At 72.7% G+C, this 15,719-nt stretch carries 14 protein-coding genes and 1 pseudogene; 13 read left to right on the forward strand and 2 right to left on the reverse strand.

The features are described from left to right. Positions 1-108: 108 nt before the first annotated feature. The 6 genes from J2S46_RS18030 to J2S46_RS18055 all read left to right on the forward strand — a co-directional run bounded on the left by J2S46_RS18030 (position 109) and on the right by J2S46_RS18055 (position 6,028). Positions 109-1,047 carry a Rossmann-like and DUF2520 domain-containing protein gene (locus tag J2S46_RS18030; protein WP_191288783.1) on the forward strand — a complete coding sequence of 313 codons (939 nt, stop codon included), beginning with the start codon at positions 109-111 and terminating at the stop codon, positions 1,045-1,047. Beyond that, positions 1,047-1,955, forward strand: coding sequence for a pantoate--beta-alanine ligase (panC, locus tag J2S46_RS18035; RefSeq protein WP_191288784.1), 909 nt, complete (start codon positions 1,047-1,049; stop codon positions 1,953-1,955). Before J2S46_RS18030 ends, panC begins: the two co-directional genes overlap by 1 nt. A 96-nt stretch (positions 1,956-2,051) precedes the next feature. Continuing rightward, positions 2,052-2,531: an aspartate 1-decarboxylase gene (gene panD, locus J2S46_RS18040; RefSeq protein WP_191288785.1), complete on the forward strand. Its 480-nt coding sequence runs from the start codon at positions 2,052-2,054 to the stop codon at positions 2,529-2,531. Between the two features lie 17 nt (positions 2,532-2,548). Next, the gene (locus J2S46_RS18045) at positions 2,549-4,225 is read left to right on the forward strand and encodes an L-aspartate oxidase (protein WP_191288786.1); all 1,677 of its coding nucleotides are present in this window, start codon (positions 2,549-2,551) and stop codon (positions 4,223-4,225) included. A gap of 3 nt (positions 4,226-4,228) precedes the next feature. After that, positions 4,229-5,200, forward strand: coding sequence for a carboxylating nicotinate-nucleotide diphosphorylase (gene nadC, locus J2S46_RS18050; RefSeq protein ID WP_191288787.1), 972 nt, complete (start codon positions 4,229-4,231; stop codon positions 5,198-5,200). Positions 5,201-5,239: 39 nt separating this feature from the next. Continuing rightward, on the forward strand, positions 5,240-6,028 hold the full coding sequence (locus J2S46_RS18055) for a type III pantothenate kinase (protein WP_191288789.1): 789 nt from the start codon (positions 5,240-5,242) through the stop codon (positions 6,026-6,028). A 48-nt stretch (positions 6,029-6,076) separates the two neighbouring features. Here J2S46_RS18055 and J2S46_RS18060 read toward each other — a convergent pair whose 3' ends face one another. Continuing rightward, positions 6,077-6,973, reverse strand: a complete 897-nt coding sequence (locus J2S46_RS18060) for a hypothetical protein (RefSeq protein ID WP_191288790.1) — start codon at positions 6,971-6,973, stop codon at positions 6,077-6,079. A gap of 107 nt (positions 6,974-7,080) precedes the next feature. Continuing rightward, positions 7,081-7,623, reverse strand: coding sequence for a SigE family RNA polymerase sigma factor (locus tag J2S46_RS18065; RefSeq protein WP_191288791.1), 543 nt, complete (start codon positions 7,621-7,623; stop codon positions 7,081-7,083). Between the two features lie 255 nt (positions 7,624-7,878). Between J2S46_RS18065 and J2S46_RS18070 the strand changes: the two genes are divergently transcribed. The 7 genes and pseudogenes from J2S46_RS18070 (at position 7,879) to J2S46_RS18100 (ending at position 15,579) form a co-directional block, all read left to right on the forward strand. Further along, entirely contained in the window at positions 7,879-8,670 is a 792-nt protein-coding gene (locus tag J2S46_RS18070; RefSeq protein ID WP_229912320.1) for a hypothetical protein, read from the forward strand. A gap of 123 nt (positions 8,671-8,793) precedes the next feature. Continuing rightward, positions 8,794-10,347, forward strand: a pseudogene (lysX, locus tag J2S46_RS18075) (bifunctional lysylphosphatidylglycerol synthetase/lysine--tRNA ligase LysX); the annotation flags it as partial. Between the two features lie 4 nt (positions 10,348-10,351). Beyond that, positions 10,352-10,474 carry a hypothetical protein gene (locus J2S46_RS18080; protein ID WP_266322869.1) on the forward strand — a complete coding sequence of 41 codons (123 nt, stop codon included), beginning with the start codon at positions 10,352-10,354 and terminating at the stop codon, positions 10,472-10,474. 131 nt (positions 10,475-10,605) lie between these two features. Continuing rightward, a complete protein-coding gene (locus J2S46_RS18085; protein ID WP_191288793.1) occupies positions 10,606-11,130 on the forward strand; it encodes a BlaI/MecI/CopY family transcriptional regulator in 525 nt (174 codons plus the stop codon). A 59-nt stretch (positions 11,131-11,189) separates the two neighbouring features. Then, entirely contained in the window at positions 11,190-11,726 is a 537-nt protein-coding gene (locus J2S46_RS18090) for an amino-acid N-acetyltransferase (protein ID WP_191288794.1), read from the forward strand. A 93-nt stretch (positions 11,727-11,819) separates the two neighbouring features. Continuing rightward, positions 11,820-12,173 carry a histone-like nucleoid-structuring protein Lsr2 gene (locus tag J2S46_RS18095; protein ID WP_073924469.1) on the forward strand — a complete coding sequence of 118 codons (354 nt, stop codon included), beginning with the start codon at positions 11,820-11,822 and terminating at the stop codon, positions 12,171-12,173. A gap of 889 nt (positions 12,174-13,062) precedes the next feature. Continuing rightward, the gene (locus J2S46_RS18100; RefSeq protein ID WP_073924470.1) at positions 13,063-15,579 is read left to right on the forward strand and encodes an ATP-dependent Clp protease ATP-binding subunit; all 2,517 of its coding nucleotides are present in this window, start codon (positions 13,063-13,065) and stop codon (positions 15,577-15,579) included. The last annotated feature ends 140 nt before the right edge of the window (positions 15,580-15,719 follow it).

Below are 15,719 nucleotides of genomic sequence, written 5' to 3' on the forward strand. Positions count from 1 at the left end.
CGGTGCCGCGGGCCGCCCCGGCGGGTGGCTCCCGGGCGGCCGTAGAATGGCCCGGTACGTCTGGTACCCGCAGAGGACCGGAACGGAAGTGAGGACGAACGCCAAGCCGTGAGCACGTCCAACCCCTTCGGTGCGCCCGAGCAGTCCGCCGGCCCCTCCGACCCCGGTGACCGTCCCGCCCGTCTCGCCGTCGGGGTGGTCGGCACCGGCCGCGTCGGGCCCGCGCTGGGCGCCGCCCTGCAACTGGCCGGCCACCGGGTGGTCGCCGCCTCCGGCGTCTCGGCCGCCTCCCGGCGCCGGGCCGAGGCCCTGCTGCCCGGCGTCCGCCTGGTGACGCCGCAGCAGGTGCTGGCCGCCGCCGACCTCGTCCTGCTCACCGTCCCGGACGACGCGCTCGCCGACCTGGTCCGGGGCCTGGCCACGACCGGGGCGGTGCGTCCCGGGCAGATCGTGGTGCACACCTCGGGCGCGCAGGGGGTGGCGGTCCTCGAACCGGCGACCCGGGCCGGCGCACTGCCGCTGGCCCTGCACCCCGCGATGACCTTCACCGGGACGTCGGTGGACCTGGCCCGGCTGGCCGGCTGCCCGTTCGGGGTGACCGCCCCCGAGGAGCTGCGGCCGGTCGCCGAGGCCCTGGTGGTGGAGATGGGCGGCGAGCCCGAGTGGGTGCCCGAGGAGGTCCGCCCGGTCTACCACACGGCGCTGGCGCACGGCGCGAACCACCTGGTCACCCTGGTCGCGCAGGCCATGGAGCTGCTGCGCGGCGCGGGCGTGGCCGAGCCCGGCCGGCTGCTCGGCCCGCTGCTCGGCGCCGCCCTGGACAACAGTCTGCGCTCCGGCGACGCGGCCCTGACCGGCCCGGTCGCCCGGGGTGACGCGGGGACCCTCCGCCGCCACCTGGACCAGTTGCGTACGGTGTCCCCGGACATCGATCAGGCGTACCGCGCGATGGCCCGGGCCACGGCGCAGCGGGCGGTCCGGGGTGGATCGCTCAAGGAAGAGTCGGCGGCGGCGCTGCTGGACGTACTCAACGAGGAGAAGCACTGATGGCGGGCAAGAACCAGCGTGGCAGGCAGCCGGTCCGGGAGCCGAAGGTCCGCAAGGCGGCCCTCACCCACACGATCGCCGACTTCGAGCCCGCCTTCTGGCCGGACGAGCAGCCGGTGGACAACGCCGTCGTGATGACGATGGGCGCCCTGCACGAGGGCCACGCGGCGCTGATCCGGGCGGCCCGCAAGCAGGTCGGCGCGGACGGCCGGGTGGCCGTGACGGTCTTCGTGAACCCGCTGCAGTTCGGTGCCGGCGAGGACCTCGACCGCTACCCGCGCACGCTGGCCGCCGACGTCCGGCTGGCCGAGGAGAACGGCGCGGACGTGGTCTTCGCCCCGCTGGTCGAGGAGGTCTACCCGAACGGCGAGCCGCAGGTGCGGCTCACCGCGGGCCCGATGGGCGAGCGCTTCGAGGGCGCCACCCGCCCCGGCCACTTCGACGGCATGCTGACCGTGGTCGCCAAGCTGCTGCACATCACCGACCCGGACTTCGCCTTCTTCGGCGAGAAGGACGCCCAGCAGCTGGCGATCGTCCGGCGGATGGTGGCCGACCTGGACTTCGACGTCGAGGTGATCGGCGTGCCGACCGTCCGCGAGGAGGACGGCCTGGCCCGGTCCTCCCGCAACCGCTTCCTCGCCGAGGACGAGCGCGAGCGGGCCCTCGCCCTCTCCCGGGCCCTGTTCGCCGGCCGCGACGTGGCCGCCCAGGGGCCCAAGGCGGTCCGCGAGGCGGCCTCGGCCGTGATCGACGCCGCCGAAGGTGTCACCCTTGACTACCTCGCCCTGATCAACCCCGACGACTTCACCGAAGCGGCGGACGACTTCCAGGGCGAGGCGGTGCTGGCCGTGGCCGCGAAGGTGGGGACCACCCGCCTGATCGACAACGTCCGCATCATCGTCCGCTAGGACGAGCACTGCGCACCAGGCAGTCCGCACCACCACCGTCACACCCGCACCACCCTCGACCCTCAGGCATGCACTCACCACAGGAGGCGTGACCCAGTGCTCCGCACCATGCTCAAGTCCAAGATCCACCGGGCCACCGTGACCCAGGCCGACCTGCACTACGTCGGCTCGGTCACGGTGGACGAGGACCTGCTCGACGCCGCCGACCTGCTCCCCGGCGAGCTGGTCCACATCGTCGACATCAACAACGGCGCCCGGCTGGAGACGTACACCATCGCGGGCCCGCGCGGCTCCGGCGTCATCGGGATCAACGGCGCCGCCGCCCGGCTGGTCCACCCCGGCGACCTGGTGATCCTGATCGCCTACGGGCAGATGGACACCGCCGAGGCCAAGGGCTACGTGCCCAACGTGGTCTTCGTCGACGCCGAGAACCGGATCACCGGCTTCGGCACCGACGCCGCCGAGGCCCCCGAGGGCAGCGGCCTGCTCCGGGGCGACCAGGCCCACGCCCCCGGCACGGTCGGCCGGCAGGCGTACGGTGGCCCCGACGACGCGGCCGCCACCGCCGCGCGCTGAAGGAGCAACTGAACGCCATGTCCGTCTCGCACCGCCTCACCGCCCCCGCCCCCGGCTGGACGACCACCACCGACGTCGTCGTGGTCGGCTCCGGCGTGGCCGGCCTCACCGTCGCCCTCAACGTCCGCAAGGCCGGCCTGCGGGCCGTGGTGGTCACCAAGGCGATGCTGGACGACGGCTCCACCCGCTGGGCCCAGGGCGGCATCGCCGCCGCCCTGGGCGAGGGTGACACCCCCGAGCAGCACCTCGACGACACCCTGGTGGCCGGCGCCGGCCTCTGCGACGAGGAGGCCGTCCGCACCCTCGTCACCGAGGGCCCGGAGGCCGTCCGGCACCTGATCGCCACCGGCGCCGCCTTCGACCTCGACGAGGACGGCGAGATCCTGCTCACCCGCGAGGGCGGCCACCACCGGCGCCGGATCGCGCACGCCGGCGGCGACGCCACCGGCGCCGAGATATCGCGCGCCCTGGTCTCCGCCGTGCGCAGCGACCCGGGGCTGGAGCTGATCGAGCACGCCCTGGTGCTGGACCTGCTGACCGACGCCGACGGCCACGCGGCCGGCCTGACCCTGCACGTGATGGGCGAGGGCCAGCGCGACGGCGTCGGCGCGATCCGGGCCCGCGCGGTGGTGCTCGCCACCGGCGGCATGGGCCAGGTCTTCTCCGCCAGCACCAACCCGGCGGTCTCCACCGGCGACGGCGTGGCGCTGGCCCTGCGGGCCGGGGCCGAGGTCACCGACCTGGAGTTCGTCCAGTTCCACCCGACCGTGCTCTGGCTGGGCCCGGAGGCCGAGGGCCAGCAGCCGCTGGTCTCCGAGGCCGTCCGCGGCGAGGGCGCCCACCTGGTCGACGCGGACGAGCACCGCTTCATGGTCGGGCAGCACGAGCTGAACGAGCTCGCCCCGCGCGACATCGTCGCCAAGGCGATCACCCGGCAGATGCAGCTCAAGGGCGCCGACCACATGTACCTGGACGGGCGGCACTTCGGCGCCGCCATGTGGGAGGAGCGCTTCCCGACCATCCTGGCGTCCTGCCGCTCGCACGGCATCGACCCGGTCACCGAGCTGATCCCGGTCGCCCCGGCCGCGCACCACGCCTCCGGCGGCGTCCGCACCGACCTGCTGGGCCGCACCACCGTGCCGGGGCTGTACGCCTGTGGCGAGGTGGCCTGCACCGGCGTGCACGGCGCCAACCGGCTGGCCTCCAACTCGCTGCTGGAGGGCCTGGTCTTCGCCGAGCGGATCGCCGCCGACCTGGCCGCCCGGCACCGGGCCGGCGAACTGCCGGAGCGCGCCGTGGACGTGGCGGCCGCCCGGGCGGCGCGTGCCGTGCCGCTGCCGGCGCCGGAGGCCCGGGCCGAGATCCAGCGGCTGATGTCCAAGGGCGCGGGCGTGCTGCGCTCGGCCGCCAGCATGGCCGCCACCGCCGCCGGGCTGGCCGCGCTCGCCGAGGAGGCCTACGCCCACCTCGCCGACGAGAAGCCGGCCGACCCCCGGGTGGAGACCTGGGAGGCGGCCAACCTGCACCTGGTCGCGACCGCCCTGGTGGCGGCCGCCGCCCAGCGCGCGGAGACCCGCGGCTGCCACTGGCGCGAGGACTTCCCCGAGCGGGACGACGCCCACTGGCGGCGCCACCTGGTCACCACTCTCGCCGGCACCGCCGGCACCCCCGTCAGTACTCCCGAGGAGCGGTAAGCCATGTCCCACACCCACGAGGAACTCCCGCTGGCCGACCAGGGCGGCGGCTGCGGCGACGGCTGCGGCTGCGGGGACGGCGAGGGCTACGAGAGCGGTCTCGACCCCCGACTCGCCGAGCTGCTGGAGGAGGCCGGCCTGGACCCGATCGAGGTCGAGGACGTCGCGACCCTGGCGCTGGCCGAGGACCTGGCCGGCGGCGAGGACGTCACCTCCGTCGCGACCGTGCCGGCCGAGGCCGTCGCCACCGCCGACTTCACCGCCCGCGAGGCCGGCGTGGTGGCCGGCCTGCGGATCGCCGAGGCCGTGGTCTCGCTGATCTGCGAGGAGGAGTTCGAGGTCGAGCGGCACGTGCAGGACGGCGACCTGGTGGAGGCCGGCCAGGTGCTGCTCTCCGTCCGCAGCCGCACCCGCGACCTGCTGACCGCCGAGCGCAGCGCGCTCAACCTGCTCTGCCACCTGTCCGGCATCGCGACCGCCACCCGCGCCTGGGCCGACGCCCTGGCGGGCACCGGCGCGGTCGTCCGCGACACCCGCAAGACCCACCCGGGCCTGCGGGCGCTGCAGAAGTACGCGGTGCGCTGCGGCGGCGGCGCCAACCACCGGATGGCACTGTCGGACGCCGCGCTGGTGAAGGACAACCACGTGGTCGCGGCGGGCGGCGTCGCCGAGGCGTTCCGGGCCGTCCGGGCGGCGTACCCGGATCTCGCCGTGGAGGTCGAGGTCGACACCCTGGAGCAGATCCCGCCGGTCCTGGAGGCGGGCGCCGACCTGATCCTGCTGGACAACTTCTCGGTGGCGCAGCTCAAGGAGGCCGTCGCACTGGTGGCCGGGCGGGCGAAGCTGGAGGCTTCCGGCGGACTGACCCTGGCCACCGCGCGCGAGGTCGCCGAGACTGGTGTCGACTACCTGGCGGTGGGGGCGCTGACGCACTCCTCGCCGATCCTCGACATCGGCCTGGACCTGCGTCCGTAATCCCTCGTCAGAGACCCCTTCTAGCCGTTACGGGACCTCATGCTCCTCACCATCGACGTCGGCAACACCCAGACCACGCTCGGCCTGTTCGACGGCGAGGACGTCGTCGAGCACTGGCGGATCTCCACCGATCCGCGCCGCACGGCGGACGAACTGGCGGTGCTGATGCAGGGGCTGATGGGGTCTCACACCGCGGTCTCCGAGGCCAAGGTGGACGGCCTGGCGATCTGCTCCTCCGTCCCCGCCGTGCTCCACGAGCTCCGTGAGGTGACCCGCCGCTACTACGGCGACGTCCCCGCGGTGATCGTGGAGCCCGGCGTGAAGACGGGCGTGCACGTCCTGATGGACAACCCCAAGGAGGTCGGTGCCGACCGGATCGTCAACGCGCTGGCCGCCAACCACCTGTACGGCGGCCCGTGCATCGTGGTCGACTTCGGCACCGCGACCACCTTCGACGCGGTCAACGAGCGCGGCGACTACGTCGGCGGGGCGATCGCCCCGGGCATCGAGATCTCGGTGGACGCCCTCGGTGTCCGCGGCGCCCAGCTGCGCAAGATCGAGCTGGCCCGGCCGCGCAACGTGATCGGCAAGAACACCGTCGAGGGCATGCAGTCCGGCATCCTGTACGGCTTCGCCGGCCAGGTCGACGGCCTGGTCAACCGGATGTCCCGGGAGCTCGCCAAGGACCCGGAGGACGTCCAGGTGATCGCCACCGGCGGCCTGGCCACCCTCGTCCTCGGCGAGGCCACCACCATCGACGTGCACGAGCCCTGGCTCACCCTGATCGGCCTGCGGCTGGTGTACGAGCGCAACCGCCCGGCCGCCTGAGCGGACCGGCCGGACGGGGCCCCGGCGGCCGCGGCCGCCCCCGCACCGCTAGGGCCGGGGCGCCGGGGCGGGCGCGCCGCCCTCCGGCGTCCCGGCGGGCGGCCTCCCGGACGACGGGACGAGGGTCACCGCCTCGGACGGGGTCCGGGGCGCCCTCGGCGAGGCGGGCGACGACACCCCGTCCGGCGCCGGGTCTCCCACCAGCGGCTCGGGCCGCAGTGCGGCCATCACCGGCTTCCACTTCTCGTCCGTGACCACGGCGGTCAGCTGGGCCTGGGTCAGCGGCGGGTCGGCCCGGGTGATCGGAGCCGCCCGCTGCTGCGGGTCGCGGTTCCACTCCTGGAGCATCATCCGGAAGCCGTCGGCGGTGTACAGGGTCGCCGACCAGGTCCGCGCGCCGGCCGGCTCGTCCGCCCTGGTGCCGGATTTGTGGAGGACCACCGACGATCCGCCCGGGAGGCTCTCGACGGCGCACTCGTCACCCGCGACGAGCGGCGCCGGGCATTGCGGGCCGGGGCCCGCGCCGGGGGCCGGCATGACCCAGAAGAGCAGTTGCGCCGCGCCCCGGCCGTCGTCGAGGACCAGCCGGACCTGCGCCGTCCCGTCCTCCGTCCCCTGGGCCTGCGCCACCTGCACCGTGCCGGCCGGCAGCGACCCGGTCAGCAGGGCGGTGAACTCCTCCGCGCTCATCGGCGGCGCCGCGGCCGGCCTGTCGCCGCCGGCCCGCTGGCCCGCCGCCAGCACCCCGCCGGCGCCGATCGCCACGAGCACGGCGAGGCTCGCGGCGACGGAGGCGGTCCGGCGGCGGCGGATCGCCCGGCCCCGGAGCCGGGCGCCGGCGATCAGCGGCTCGGCCCGGGTGGCGAAGTCCTCGCCGGCCGCGGCCAGCGCCCGGGTGAAGTCCAGCTCGAACTGCGGGTCGGGCCGGTCGTGATCGGTGGGCATGTGTCATCACCATTTCTGCGCGTCGTCATCTCCGCGCGTCGTCGGAGGAAGCGTTTCCAGGGGCCTCGTGCGGGCCGGACCGGCCCCCGGTGGAGGTCCGGCCGGCCTCAGCGGTCCGCGAGCTCCGCCAGGCCGTCCCCGAGCAGCGCCCGGATCCGGCGGAGGGCGCGGACGGTCTGCGTCCGCACCGCGCCGGAGCTGCTGCGCAGCACCTCGGCGGTCTCCTCGACGCTGCGGTCCTCCCAGTACCGCAGGACGAGCACCGCCCGGTCGCGCGGCGAGAGCCGGCCCAGGGCCTCGACCAGGGCCAGCCGCAGTGCCGGGTCGCCCTCCCGGGCGGCGGCGTCGGGGACCTCCCGGACGGGCTGCTCGGCGGTGCTGCGGCGGCGCCGGTGCGAGAGGAAGGCCCGGACCAGCACGGTGTGCGCGTAGCCGGCCGGGTTCTCGATCCTGGCCCGCGGCGCGAACCAGGAGGTGCGGTACCACTGGGCGTAGATCCGGCCGAGGGCCTCCTGGACGAGGTCCTCGGCGAGATGGGTGTCACCGCCCGTCAGCAGGCAGGCCGTCCGGAAGAGGTGCCCGGTGCGGACCGCGGCGAACTCCAGGAAGTCGTCCTCCCCCGCCGTACCCGCTGCGCTCGCTCGTGCCATCTGCTGGGCTCCCCCGCTTGAATTCCCTTACACCTGGATGACGGGGCCCGCGGCGCGGATGTTACAGGCGGTCCCGGAGGACTTCCCGGGCGTCACCGCGACGATCCGCCAAGAGGACCGCCGCGGCCGGGTGCCGGAGGACGGCGCCGCTGGTCATGGCCGTGCCGGCGGCCGCACGGTGATCGTTTCGGGCCAAACGGGGGGCTCTGCGCGACGCTACCGACAAATCGGATATTCCTCACGTAGTGTCAACCCATGCCTACGCCACACGGATCGCGCGGCGGCATGGCCTTCAGCGCCGACGAAGTCCGCGTGCTGCGCCGCGCCCTCGCCCAAGCCCTGCACCCCGCCGTGCCCGCCCAGCTGTCCGTCCTCGGCCACCAGTCCGCCGGCCTGTGGGCCGAGGACGTCCAGGAGGCCCTGCGCCTCACCGAGGCGATCGACGAGGCCGTACGGGAGGGCGGCCGGCTGCGCGCCTTCCTGCTCGCCGACCTGGCCCGCTACCGGGCCGCTCTGCCGGGGAGCGCGGGCGGCTACCTCGAACGCCTGGAGGAGGCCGTCGCCGACGGCTACCTGCCGGGCCCGGACGACCTCACCGCGCTGCGCACGCTGTCCCGGCTGCCCTGCGGGAGCGCCGAACGCTCCCGCAGGTCCCGCCTGGCCGGCCGCTGTCACGCCCTCGCCGAGGCCGCCGTCCGCGAGCGTCTCGCGCTCACCTCCGGGCAGCGCCACCTCATGGCGGTACCTAACCCCGCCGCACCACCGAGCGCCCAGCTCACCTTTGCTGGTCCCATCCCTGCTGGAGGACGGATTCCGATGAGCAGCCCCGCCGACTCCCCCACCCCGAAGGCCACCCCCGCGGCCAAGGCCGCGCCGGCGCCCAAGGCCGCCCCCGGCTCCAAGGCCGGGCCCGCGGCGCCGGCTCCGCAGGGCGGGCAGCCGCACCGGATGCCGACCCCCGCCGAGCTCTTCGGCCGCCGTCCCAAGCCCCCGGCCCGCCCGGAGCCCGCCGACGACGGGCTGGAGCTGGCCACCGGCACCGGCTGACCCGCCCGGCGCGGGTGAGGGGAGGCCGCCCCGGCGGCCTCCCCTCACGGCGTCCCTCCGCGGCCGCGGCGCACCGGGACATCCCGTCGCGGAACACCACCCGGGGCTGGCTACCCTGGTGGGGTGAGCGATCAGAGCACCGTCCCCGCGACCGACGACCTTCCCGAGCAGATGCGCGTGCGGCGCGAGAAGCTGGACCGGCTCCGGGCGGCCGGCGTCGACCCGTACCCGGTCGGCTTCCCCCGCACCACCACCATCGCCGACCTGCGCGCCAAGCACCCCGACCTGGAGCCGGACGTCGCGACCGGCGAGCGGGTCGGCGTGACCGGCCGGGTCGTCCTGGCCCGCACCGGCGGCAAGCTCTGCTTCGCCACCCTGCGGGACGGTTCCGGCGACCTCCAGGTGATGCTCTCCCTGGACAAGCTCGGCCCCGAGCGGCTGGCCGCCTGGAAGTCCGACATCGACCTCGGCGACCAGGTCGGCGTCGAGGGTGAGGTGATCACCTCCAAGCGCGGCGAACTCTCCGTGATGGTCGACCGCTGGGAGCTCACCGCCAAGTGCCTGCGTCCGCTGCCGGACAAGCACAAGGGCCTGACCGACCCGGAGGCCCGGGTCCGCCAGCGCTACGTCGACCTGATCGTGAACCCCGAGGCGCGGGAGATCCTCCACCTGCGCAGCAAGGTCGTCCGCTCGATCCGCCGCACCTACGAGGACCGCGGCTACATCGAGGTCGAGACCCCGATGCTGCAGCCGGTGCACGGCGGCGCCAACGCCCGGCCGTTCAAGACCCACATCAACGCCTACGGCATCGACCTCTTCATGCGGATCGCCCCCGAGCTGTACCTCAAGCGGCTCGTGGTCGGCGGCGCGGAGAAGGTCTTCGAGATCAACCGCAACTTCCGCAACGAGGGCGCGGACTCGACCCACAACCCCGAGTTCACCTCGCTGGAGTCCTACGAGGCCTACGGCGACTACGACACCCAGGCCGAGCTGATCCGGGCGACCATCATCAACGCCGCCCGGGACGCGCTGGGCACCACCGTGATCCGGGGCCTGGACCCGCACGGCGTGGAGCACGAGATCGACCTGGCCGAGCCGTGGGCGGAGGTCGGCGTCTACCCGGGCATCTCCGAGCACCTGGGCACCGAGGTCACCCCGGAGACCGGCGTCGAGGAGCTGCGCAAGCTGGCGACCGAGCACGGCATCCCGTTCGAGAAGGAGTGGGGCCACGGGCAGATCGTCCTGGAGATGGTCGAGCGCCTGCTGGAGGAGAACGCGGTCCGGCCGACCTTCATCAAGGACTACCCGACCGAGGTCTCCCCGCTGACCCGCCAGCACCGCTCGATCGCCGGCGTGGCCGAGAAGTGGGACCTGGTGATCTTCGGCACCGAGATCGGCACCGCCTACTCGGAGCTGGTCGACCCGGTCGAGCAGCGCGCCCGCCTCACCGCGCAGTCGCTGCTCGCGGCCGGCGGCGACGTCGAGGCGATGCAGGTGGACGAGGACTTCCTGCGGGCCCTGGAGTACGCGATGCCCCCGACCGGCGGCCTCGGCCTCGGGGTGGACCGCCTCATCATGCTGCTCACCGGCAAGAACATCCGCGAGACGGTGCTCTTCCCGCTGGTGAAGCCCGAGCCCAAGGCCGCCCCGGCGGCGCCCAAGAGCGACGAGGAGTGACCCGATGGACTACGTGAGTGCGATCGTGCCGCCGCTGGTCATGGCGGTCGGGTTCGGCTTCCTGGTGCGGGCGATCATCCGCAGCCAGGGCGGGGCCCAGAAGGCCAAGGAGGACATCGCCGACTGATCGTCCGCGATCGGGCCGCGATCACCACGGAACCAGGCCCGCGCGCCGTCGTCCCATTCCGGGCGGCGGCGCGCCGGTTTGCTCCGCCTTAGCAAGATTTGCCCGATTCACTCCCCTATCCTGGCCCCACTATGGTCCGGCAACTCGGTGAACTAGAGAACGACATCATGACCAGGGTCTGGCAGTGGAACCGCCCGGTCACGGTTCGCGAGGTTCTGCTCGACCTGCAGGCGGAACGCGATATCGCCTACACCACCGTGATGACCGTGCTCGACAAGCTCTTCAGAAAGGGCTGGTTGCGCCGGGACCAGGTGGGACGGGCCTATCGATATGAACCCGTCTCCTCACGCGAGGCCTACACCGCGGCACTCATGAACGACGCCTGGGGCACCAGTGACAATCCGGCGGCCGCACTGGTGCACTTCTTCGGTCTGATGTCACCTGAGCAACGGGAGGCACTCCGGGACGCACTGCGTGTCGCGGCGCTCTTCCCCGCCCCCGCGGATCCCGGCCCCGGCCCGGCCGGCACCGAAACCGATACGCCCGGTGAAGCGGATACGACGGGCGAAACCCCGCCCGATACCGGGGGCCATAGCAGGGCCCATAGCGGCGGCCAAAGCGGGACCGATAGCGGTGGGCCCGGCACCCCCCCGTAGCCGGCGCGGGCGGCGAAACGCGCGCGCCCCCGGGAGCCGGGACGCGATAACGTCCCGCCATGGAGGTCACCATCCGCCGGGCGCGGACCACTGACGTACGGGCCGTGCGGCGGCTCATCGACGGCTACTCGCGGGACGGGATTCTGCTCGACAAGCCCACCGTCACACTGTTCGAATCCGTCCAGGAGTTCTGGGTCGCCGAACGGGACGACAACGGCCTCGTGGTGGCCTGCGGCGCCCTGCACGTGATGTGGGAGGACCTGGCCGAGGTGCGCACGCTCGCGGTCGATCCGTCCTGTCTGGGACAGGGCGTCGGGCACATGCTGCTGGAGAAGCTGCTGCAGACCGCGCGCTGGCTCGGCGTACGTCGGATTTTCTGCTTGACGTTCGAGGTCGCGTTCTTCGCGAAACACGGTTTCGTCGAGATCGGCGAGCTCCACGAAACCGACGATGGTACGACAGACCCGGCGGCGATCGCTACGGATGTCTATGAAGAACTTCTCCGCTCGTACGATGAAGGCGTCGCGGAGTTCCTCGACCTGGAGCGTGTGAAGCCGAACACTCTGGGCAACTCGCGCATGCTGCTGCACCTGTGAACCGGTCCCGCGGGGCGTAGGGGTTTGTGTTTTCTGCAGAAAGGCGGTTTCCTTTCCTCAGGCAATGGGTCGTTTACGCGGAAAGGGAAGCCCGTGGCGCAGAGGGTGCAGGTCATTCTTGAAGACGATCTCGACGGTGGTTCGGCGGACGAGACGGTGACGTTCGCTCTCGACGGCGTTGCCTACGAGATCGACCTGAAGAGCACGAACGCAGACAAGCTCCGCGGGCTGCTGGCCCCGTACGTGGAGAAGGGCCGCAAGCAGAGCGGCCGGCTCACCAGCGCCCGCCGCAGCGGCGGCCGGGGTGCGGCGGCGCGGCCGGCGGCCGGGGCCCCGGACACGGCGAAGATCCGTGCCTGGGCGAAGGAGCAGGGCCTGGAGGTCAACGACCGCGGCCGGGTGCCCAGCACCGTCCGCGAGGCGTACGAGAGCGCCAACGCGTCCTGAGCCCACTCGGGACACCGCACCCGGTGTCCCGTGGGCCGTGGACGCGGCAGGGCCCGGAGAAGGGCTTCAGGCGCCCCGGGCGGGCCGGCCACGCCGTCGGCGTGCGGCCGGTCGACGTCGCGGCGCACAGAGCACGTTTTCGGGGCGTGGAGGACTTCCTCCGCGCCCCGCGGTGCTGAGGGCGCGCCCCGCGCGCGCCGGCACCGGCCCGTACGCCGCCGGCCGGCGACGCGCGCGCCCCGGCCGCCCCGGCACGGACCGGCGGGCGGCCCGGGACCTCCGTACGGGCGGCGGAACACTCATGGGCTGTGCAACGCTGTAGGAGCGAAGCGGTAACGCGGGTGCCACCTGATCGGCCGCACCCCGACTCCGGCCTCCCCCGGCCGGAGGGCCCGCCGGGCCGAGGGCGCGGGCGGGCGACCGGCCACTGAGCCGCCGTCACCCCGGCGGCCTCGGCGCCGACCGGACCGGGCGGCCCGTCAGCCGACTTCTCGCCAGGCGAACACCGCCACCGCGGAAACTGCGCGAGATCCGGCGGAATACCGGGTATGAATGCAGGTGGGACGGGCCGTGAGGCCCGGGCCGGGGCAGATCGTGTGACCAGCCGCAGCCGGTGCGGCCGCGCCGAGGCGGGCGTTGTTCGCCGATGGCGTAGCGGTATCGGGTGCATCGGGACCACCTGTGGGAACACCGTCTCCCAACATCAGGTTGGGATTGGTGTCTGCTGGTCGCGCAGCACGACTTCCCACGAGAGTGGGGCTGATCCACCCTTCTCGTCCACTTTCGGACAGGAGGGGCCCATGCCGCGCCGCTGAGCGGGACTAGCATGCGGAAGGACAGGGCGGGGACCGACCCCGAACTGCCCGACCGCTCTGAGGAGCGATAAACGATGTTCGAGAGGTTCACCGACCGCGCGCGGCGGGTTGTCGTCCTGGCTCAGGAAGAAGCCCGGATGCTCAACCACAACTACATCGGCACCGAGCACATCCTCCTGGGTCTGATCCACGAGGGTGAGGGTGTCGCCGCTAAGGCCCTGGAGAGCCTCGGGATTTCGCTCGAGGCTGTTCGCCAGCAGGTCGAGGAGATCATCGGCCAGGGCCAGCAGGCCCCGTCCGGGCACATCCCCTTCACCCCGCGGGCGAAGAAGGTCCTGGAGCTCTCGCTCCGCGAGGCCCTTCAGCTCGGCCACAACTACATCGGCACCGAGCACATCCTGCTCGGCCTGATCCGCGAGGGCGAGGGCGTCGCCGCCCAGGTCCTGGTGAAGCTGGGCGCCGACCTGAACCGTGTCCGCCAGCAGGTGATCCAGCTGCTGTCCGGTTACTCCGGCGCCAGCAAGGAGTCGGCCACCGCGGGCGGCCCCGCCGAGGGCACCCCCTCCACCTCGCTGGTCCTGGACCAGTTCGGGCGCAACCTCACCCAGGCCGCCCGCGAGGCCAAGCTCGACCCGGTGATCGGGCGCGAGAAGGAGATCGAGCGGGTCATGCAGGTGCTGTCCCGCCGCACCAAGAACAACCCGGTGCTGATCGGTGAGCCCGGCGTCGGCAAGACCGCCGTGGTCGAGGGCCTGGCCCAGGCGATCGTCAAGGGCGAGGTCCCGGAGACGCTCAAGGACAAGCAGCTCTACACGCTGGACCTGGGCGCCCTGGTGGCCGGCTCCCGCTACCGCGGTGACTTCGAGGAGCGCCTGAAGAAGGTCCTCAAGGAGATCCGCACCCGCGGCGACATCATCCTGTTCATCGACGAGCTGCACACCCTGGTCGGCGCGGGCGCCGCCGAGGGCGCGATCGACGCGGCGAGCATCCTCAAGCCGATGCTGGCCCGTGGTGAGCTGCAGACCATCGGTGCGACGACGCTGGACGAGTACCGCAAGCACCTGGAGAAGGACGCCGCGCTGGAGCGCCGCTTCCAGCCGATCCAGGTCGCCGAGCCCTCGCTGCCGCACACCATCGAGATCCTCAAGGGCCTGCGCGACCGCTACGAGGCGCACCACCGGGTCTCCATCACGGACGCCGCACTGGTCGCCGCCGCGACCCTGGCCGACCGGTACATCTCGGACCGCTTCCTGCCGGACAAGGCGATCGACCTGATCGACGAGGCCGGCTCCCGGATGCGCATCCGCCGGATGACCGCGCCGCCGGACCTCCGCGAGTTCGACGAGAAGATCGCCGACGTGCGCCGCGAGAAGGAGAGCGCGATCGACGCGCAGGACTTCGAGAAGGCCGCGTCCCTGCGCGACGACGAGAAGCAGCTCCTCACCGCGAAGGCCAAGCGCGAGAAGGAGTGGAAGGCCGGCGACATGGACGTCGTCGCCGAGGTGGACGAGGAGCTGATCGCCGAGGTGCTGGCGACGGCCACCGGCATCCCGGTCTTCAAGCTCACCGAGGAGGAGTCCTCGCGTCTGCTGCGCATGGAGGACGAGCTGCACAAGCGCGTCATCGGCCAGAAGGACGCCATCCGGGCGCTCTCCCAGGCCATCCGGCGCACCCGGGCCGGCCTCAAGGACCCGAAGCGTCCCGGTGGCTCGTTCATCTTCGCCGGCCCGTCCGGCGTCGGTAAGACCGAGCTCTCCAAGACGCTCGCCGAGTTCCTCTTCGGCGACGAGGACGCGCTCATCTCGCTGGACATGTCGGAGTTCTCGGAGAAGCACACCGTCTCCCGGCTCTTCGGCTCTCCCCCCGGCTACGTCGGGTACGAGGAGGGCGGCCAGCTGACCGAGAAGGTCCGCCGCAAGCCGTTCTCCGTCGTCCTCTTCGACGAGGTCGAGAAGGCCCACCCGGACATCTTCAACTCGCTGCTGCAGATCCTGGAGGACGGTCGCCTGACCGACTCCCAGGGCCGGGTGGTCGACTTCAAGAACACCGTCATCATCATGACCACCAACCTCGGCACCCGGGACATCTCCAAGGGGTTCAACCTGGGCTTCGCGGCCACGGGCGACTCCGCCACCGGGTACGAGCGGATGAAGGCGAAGGTCGGCGAGGAGCTCAAGCAGCACTTCCGCCCCGAGTTCCTGAACCGTGTCGACGACATCGTGGTCTTCCACCAGCTGTCCGAGGAAGACATCATCCAGATCGTCGACCTGATGATCGACAAGGTGGACGGCCGCCTCAAGGACCGCGACATGGGCCTGGAGCTCAGCGTCGAGGCCAAGAAGCTGCTCGCCAAGCGCGGCTACGACCCGCTGCTCGGTGCCCGTCCGCTGCGCCGGACCATCCAGCGCGAGATCGAGGACAACCTCTCCGAGAAGATCCTCTTCGGTGAGCTGCGGGCCGGCCACATCGTGGTCGTCGGCGTGGAGGGCGAGGGCAAGGACGCCAAGTTCACCTTCCGCGGCGAGGAGAAGTCCGCGGTCGCGGACACCCCCGCGGCCGTCGCTTCGGCCGGGCCGGATCTGACGAAGTAACAACAGTTAACAGTTAACAAAACGGTCCAGGCCCCCGGCATTCTTGCCGGGGGCCTGGACCTTTTTACGTGACGTCACAATATCTGTGACCTGGCGCACCAGGAGCCGCTGCCGGACCGGCAGCTCAGGCCCGTGCGGAT

This window comes from Kitasatospora herbaricolor, from assembly GCF_030813695.1.
Classification (GTDB): Bacteria; Actinomycetota; Actinomycetes; order Streptomycetales; family Streptomycetaceae; genus Kitasatospora; species Kitasatospora herbaricolor.

Bases quoted from the DNA above. Each gene is read 5' to 3' on its own strand.
- J2S46_RS18065 (WP_191288791.1), bottom strand. From the start codon at position 7,623: ATGGCACGAGCGAGCGCAGCGGGTACGGCGGGGGAGGACGACTTCCTG.
- J2S46_RS18060 (WP_191288790.1), bottom strand. From the start codon at position 6,973: ATGCCCACCGATCACGACCGGCCCGACCCGCAGTTCGAGCTGGACTTC.
- panC (WP_191288784.1), top strand. From the start codon at position 1,047: ATGGCGGGCAAGAACCAGCGTGGCAGGCAGCCGGTCCGGGAGCCGAAG.
- J2S46_RS18085 (WP_191288793.1), top strand. From the start codon at position 10,606: ATGGTCCGGCAACTCGGTGAACTAGAGAACGACATCATGACCAGGGTC.
- J2S46_RS18055 (WP_191288789.1), top strand. From the start codon at position 5,240: ATGCTCCTCACCATCGACGTCGGCAACACCCAGACCACGCTCGGCCTG.
- nadC (WP_191288787.1), top strand. From the start codon at position 4,229: ATGTCCCACACCCACGAGGAACTCCCGCTGGCCGACCAGGGCGGCGGC.
- J2S46_RS18080 (WP_266322869.1), top strand. From the start codon at position 10,352: ATGGACTACGTGAGTGCGATCGTGCCGCCGCTGGTCATGGCGGTCGGG.
- J2S46_RS18045 (WP_191288786.1), top strand. From the start codon at position 2,549: ATGTCCGTCTCGCACCGCCTCACCGCCCCCGCCCCCGGCTGGACGACC.
- J2S46_RS18100 (WP_073924470.1), top strand. From the start codon at position 13,063: ATGTTCGAGAGGTTCACCGACCGCGCGCGGCGGGTTGTCGTCCTGGCT.
- J2S46_RS18090 (WP_191288794.1), top strand. From the start codon at position 11,190: ATGGAGGTCACCATCCGCCGGGCGCGGACCACTGACGTACGGGCCGTG.
- J2S46_RS18070 (WP_229912320.1), top strand. From the start codon at position 7,879: ATGCCTACGCCACACGGATCGCGCGGCGGCATGGCCTTCAGCGCCGAC.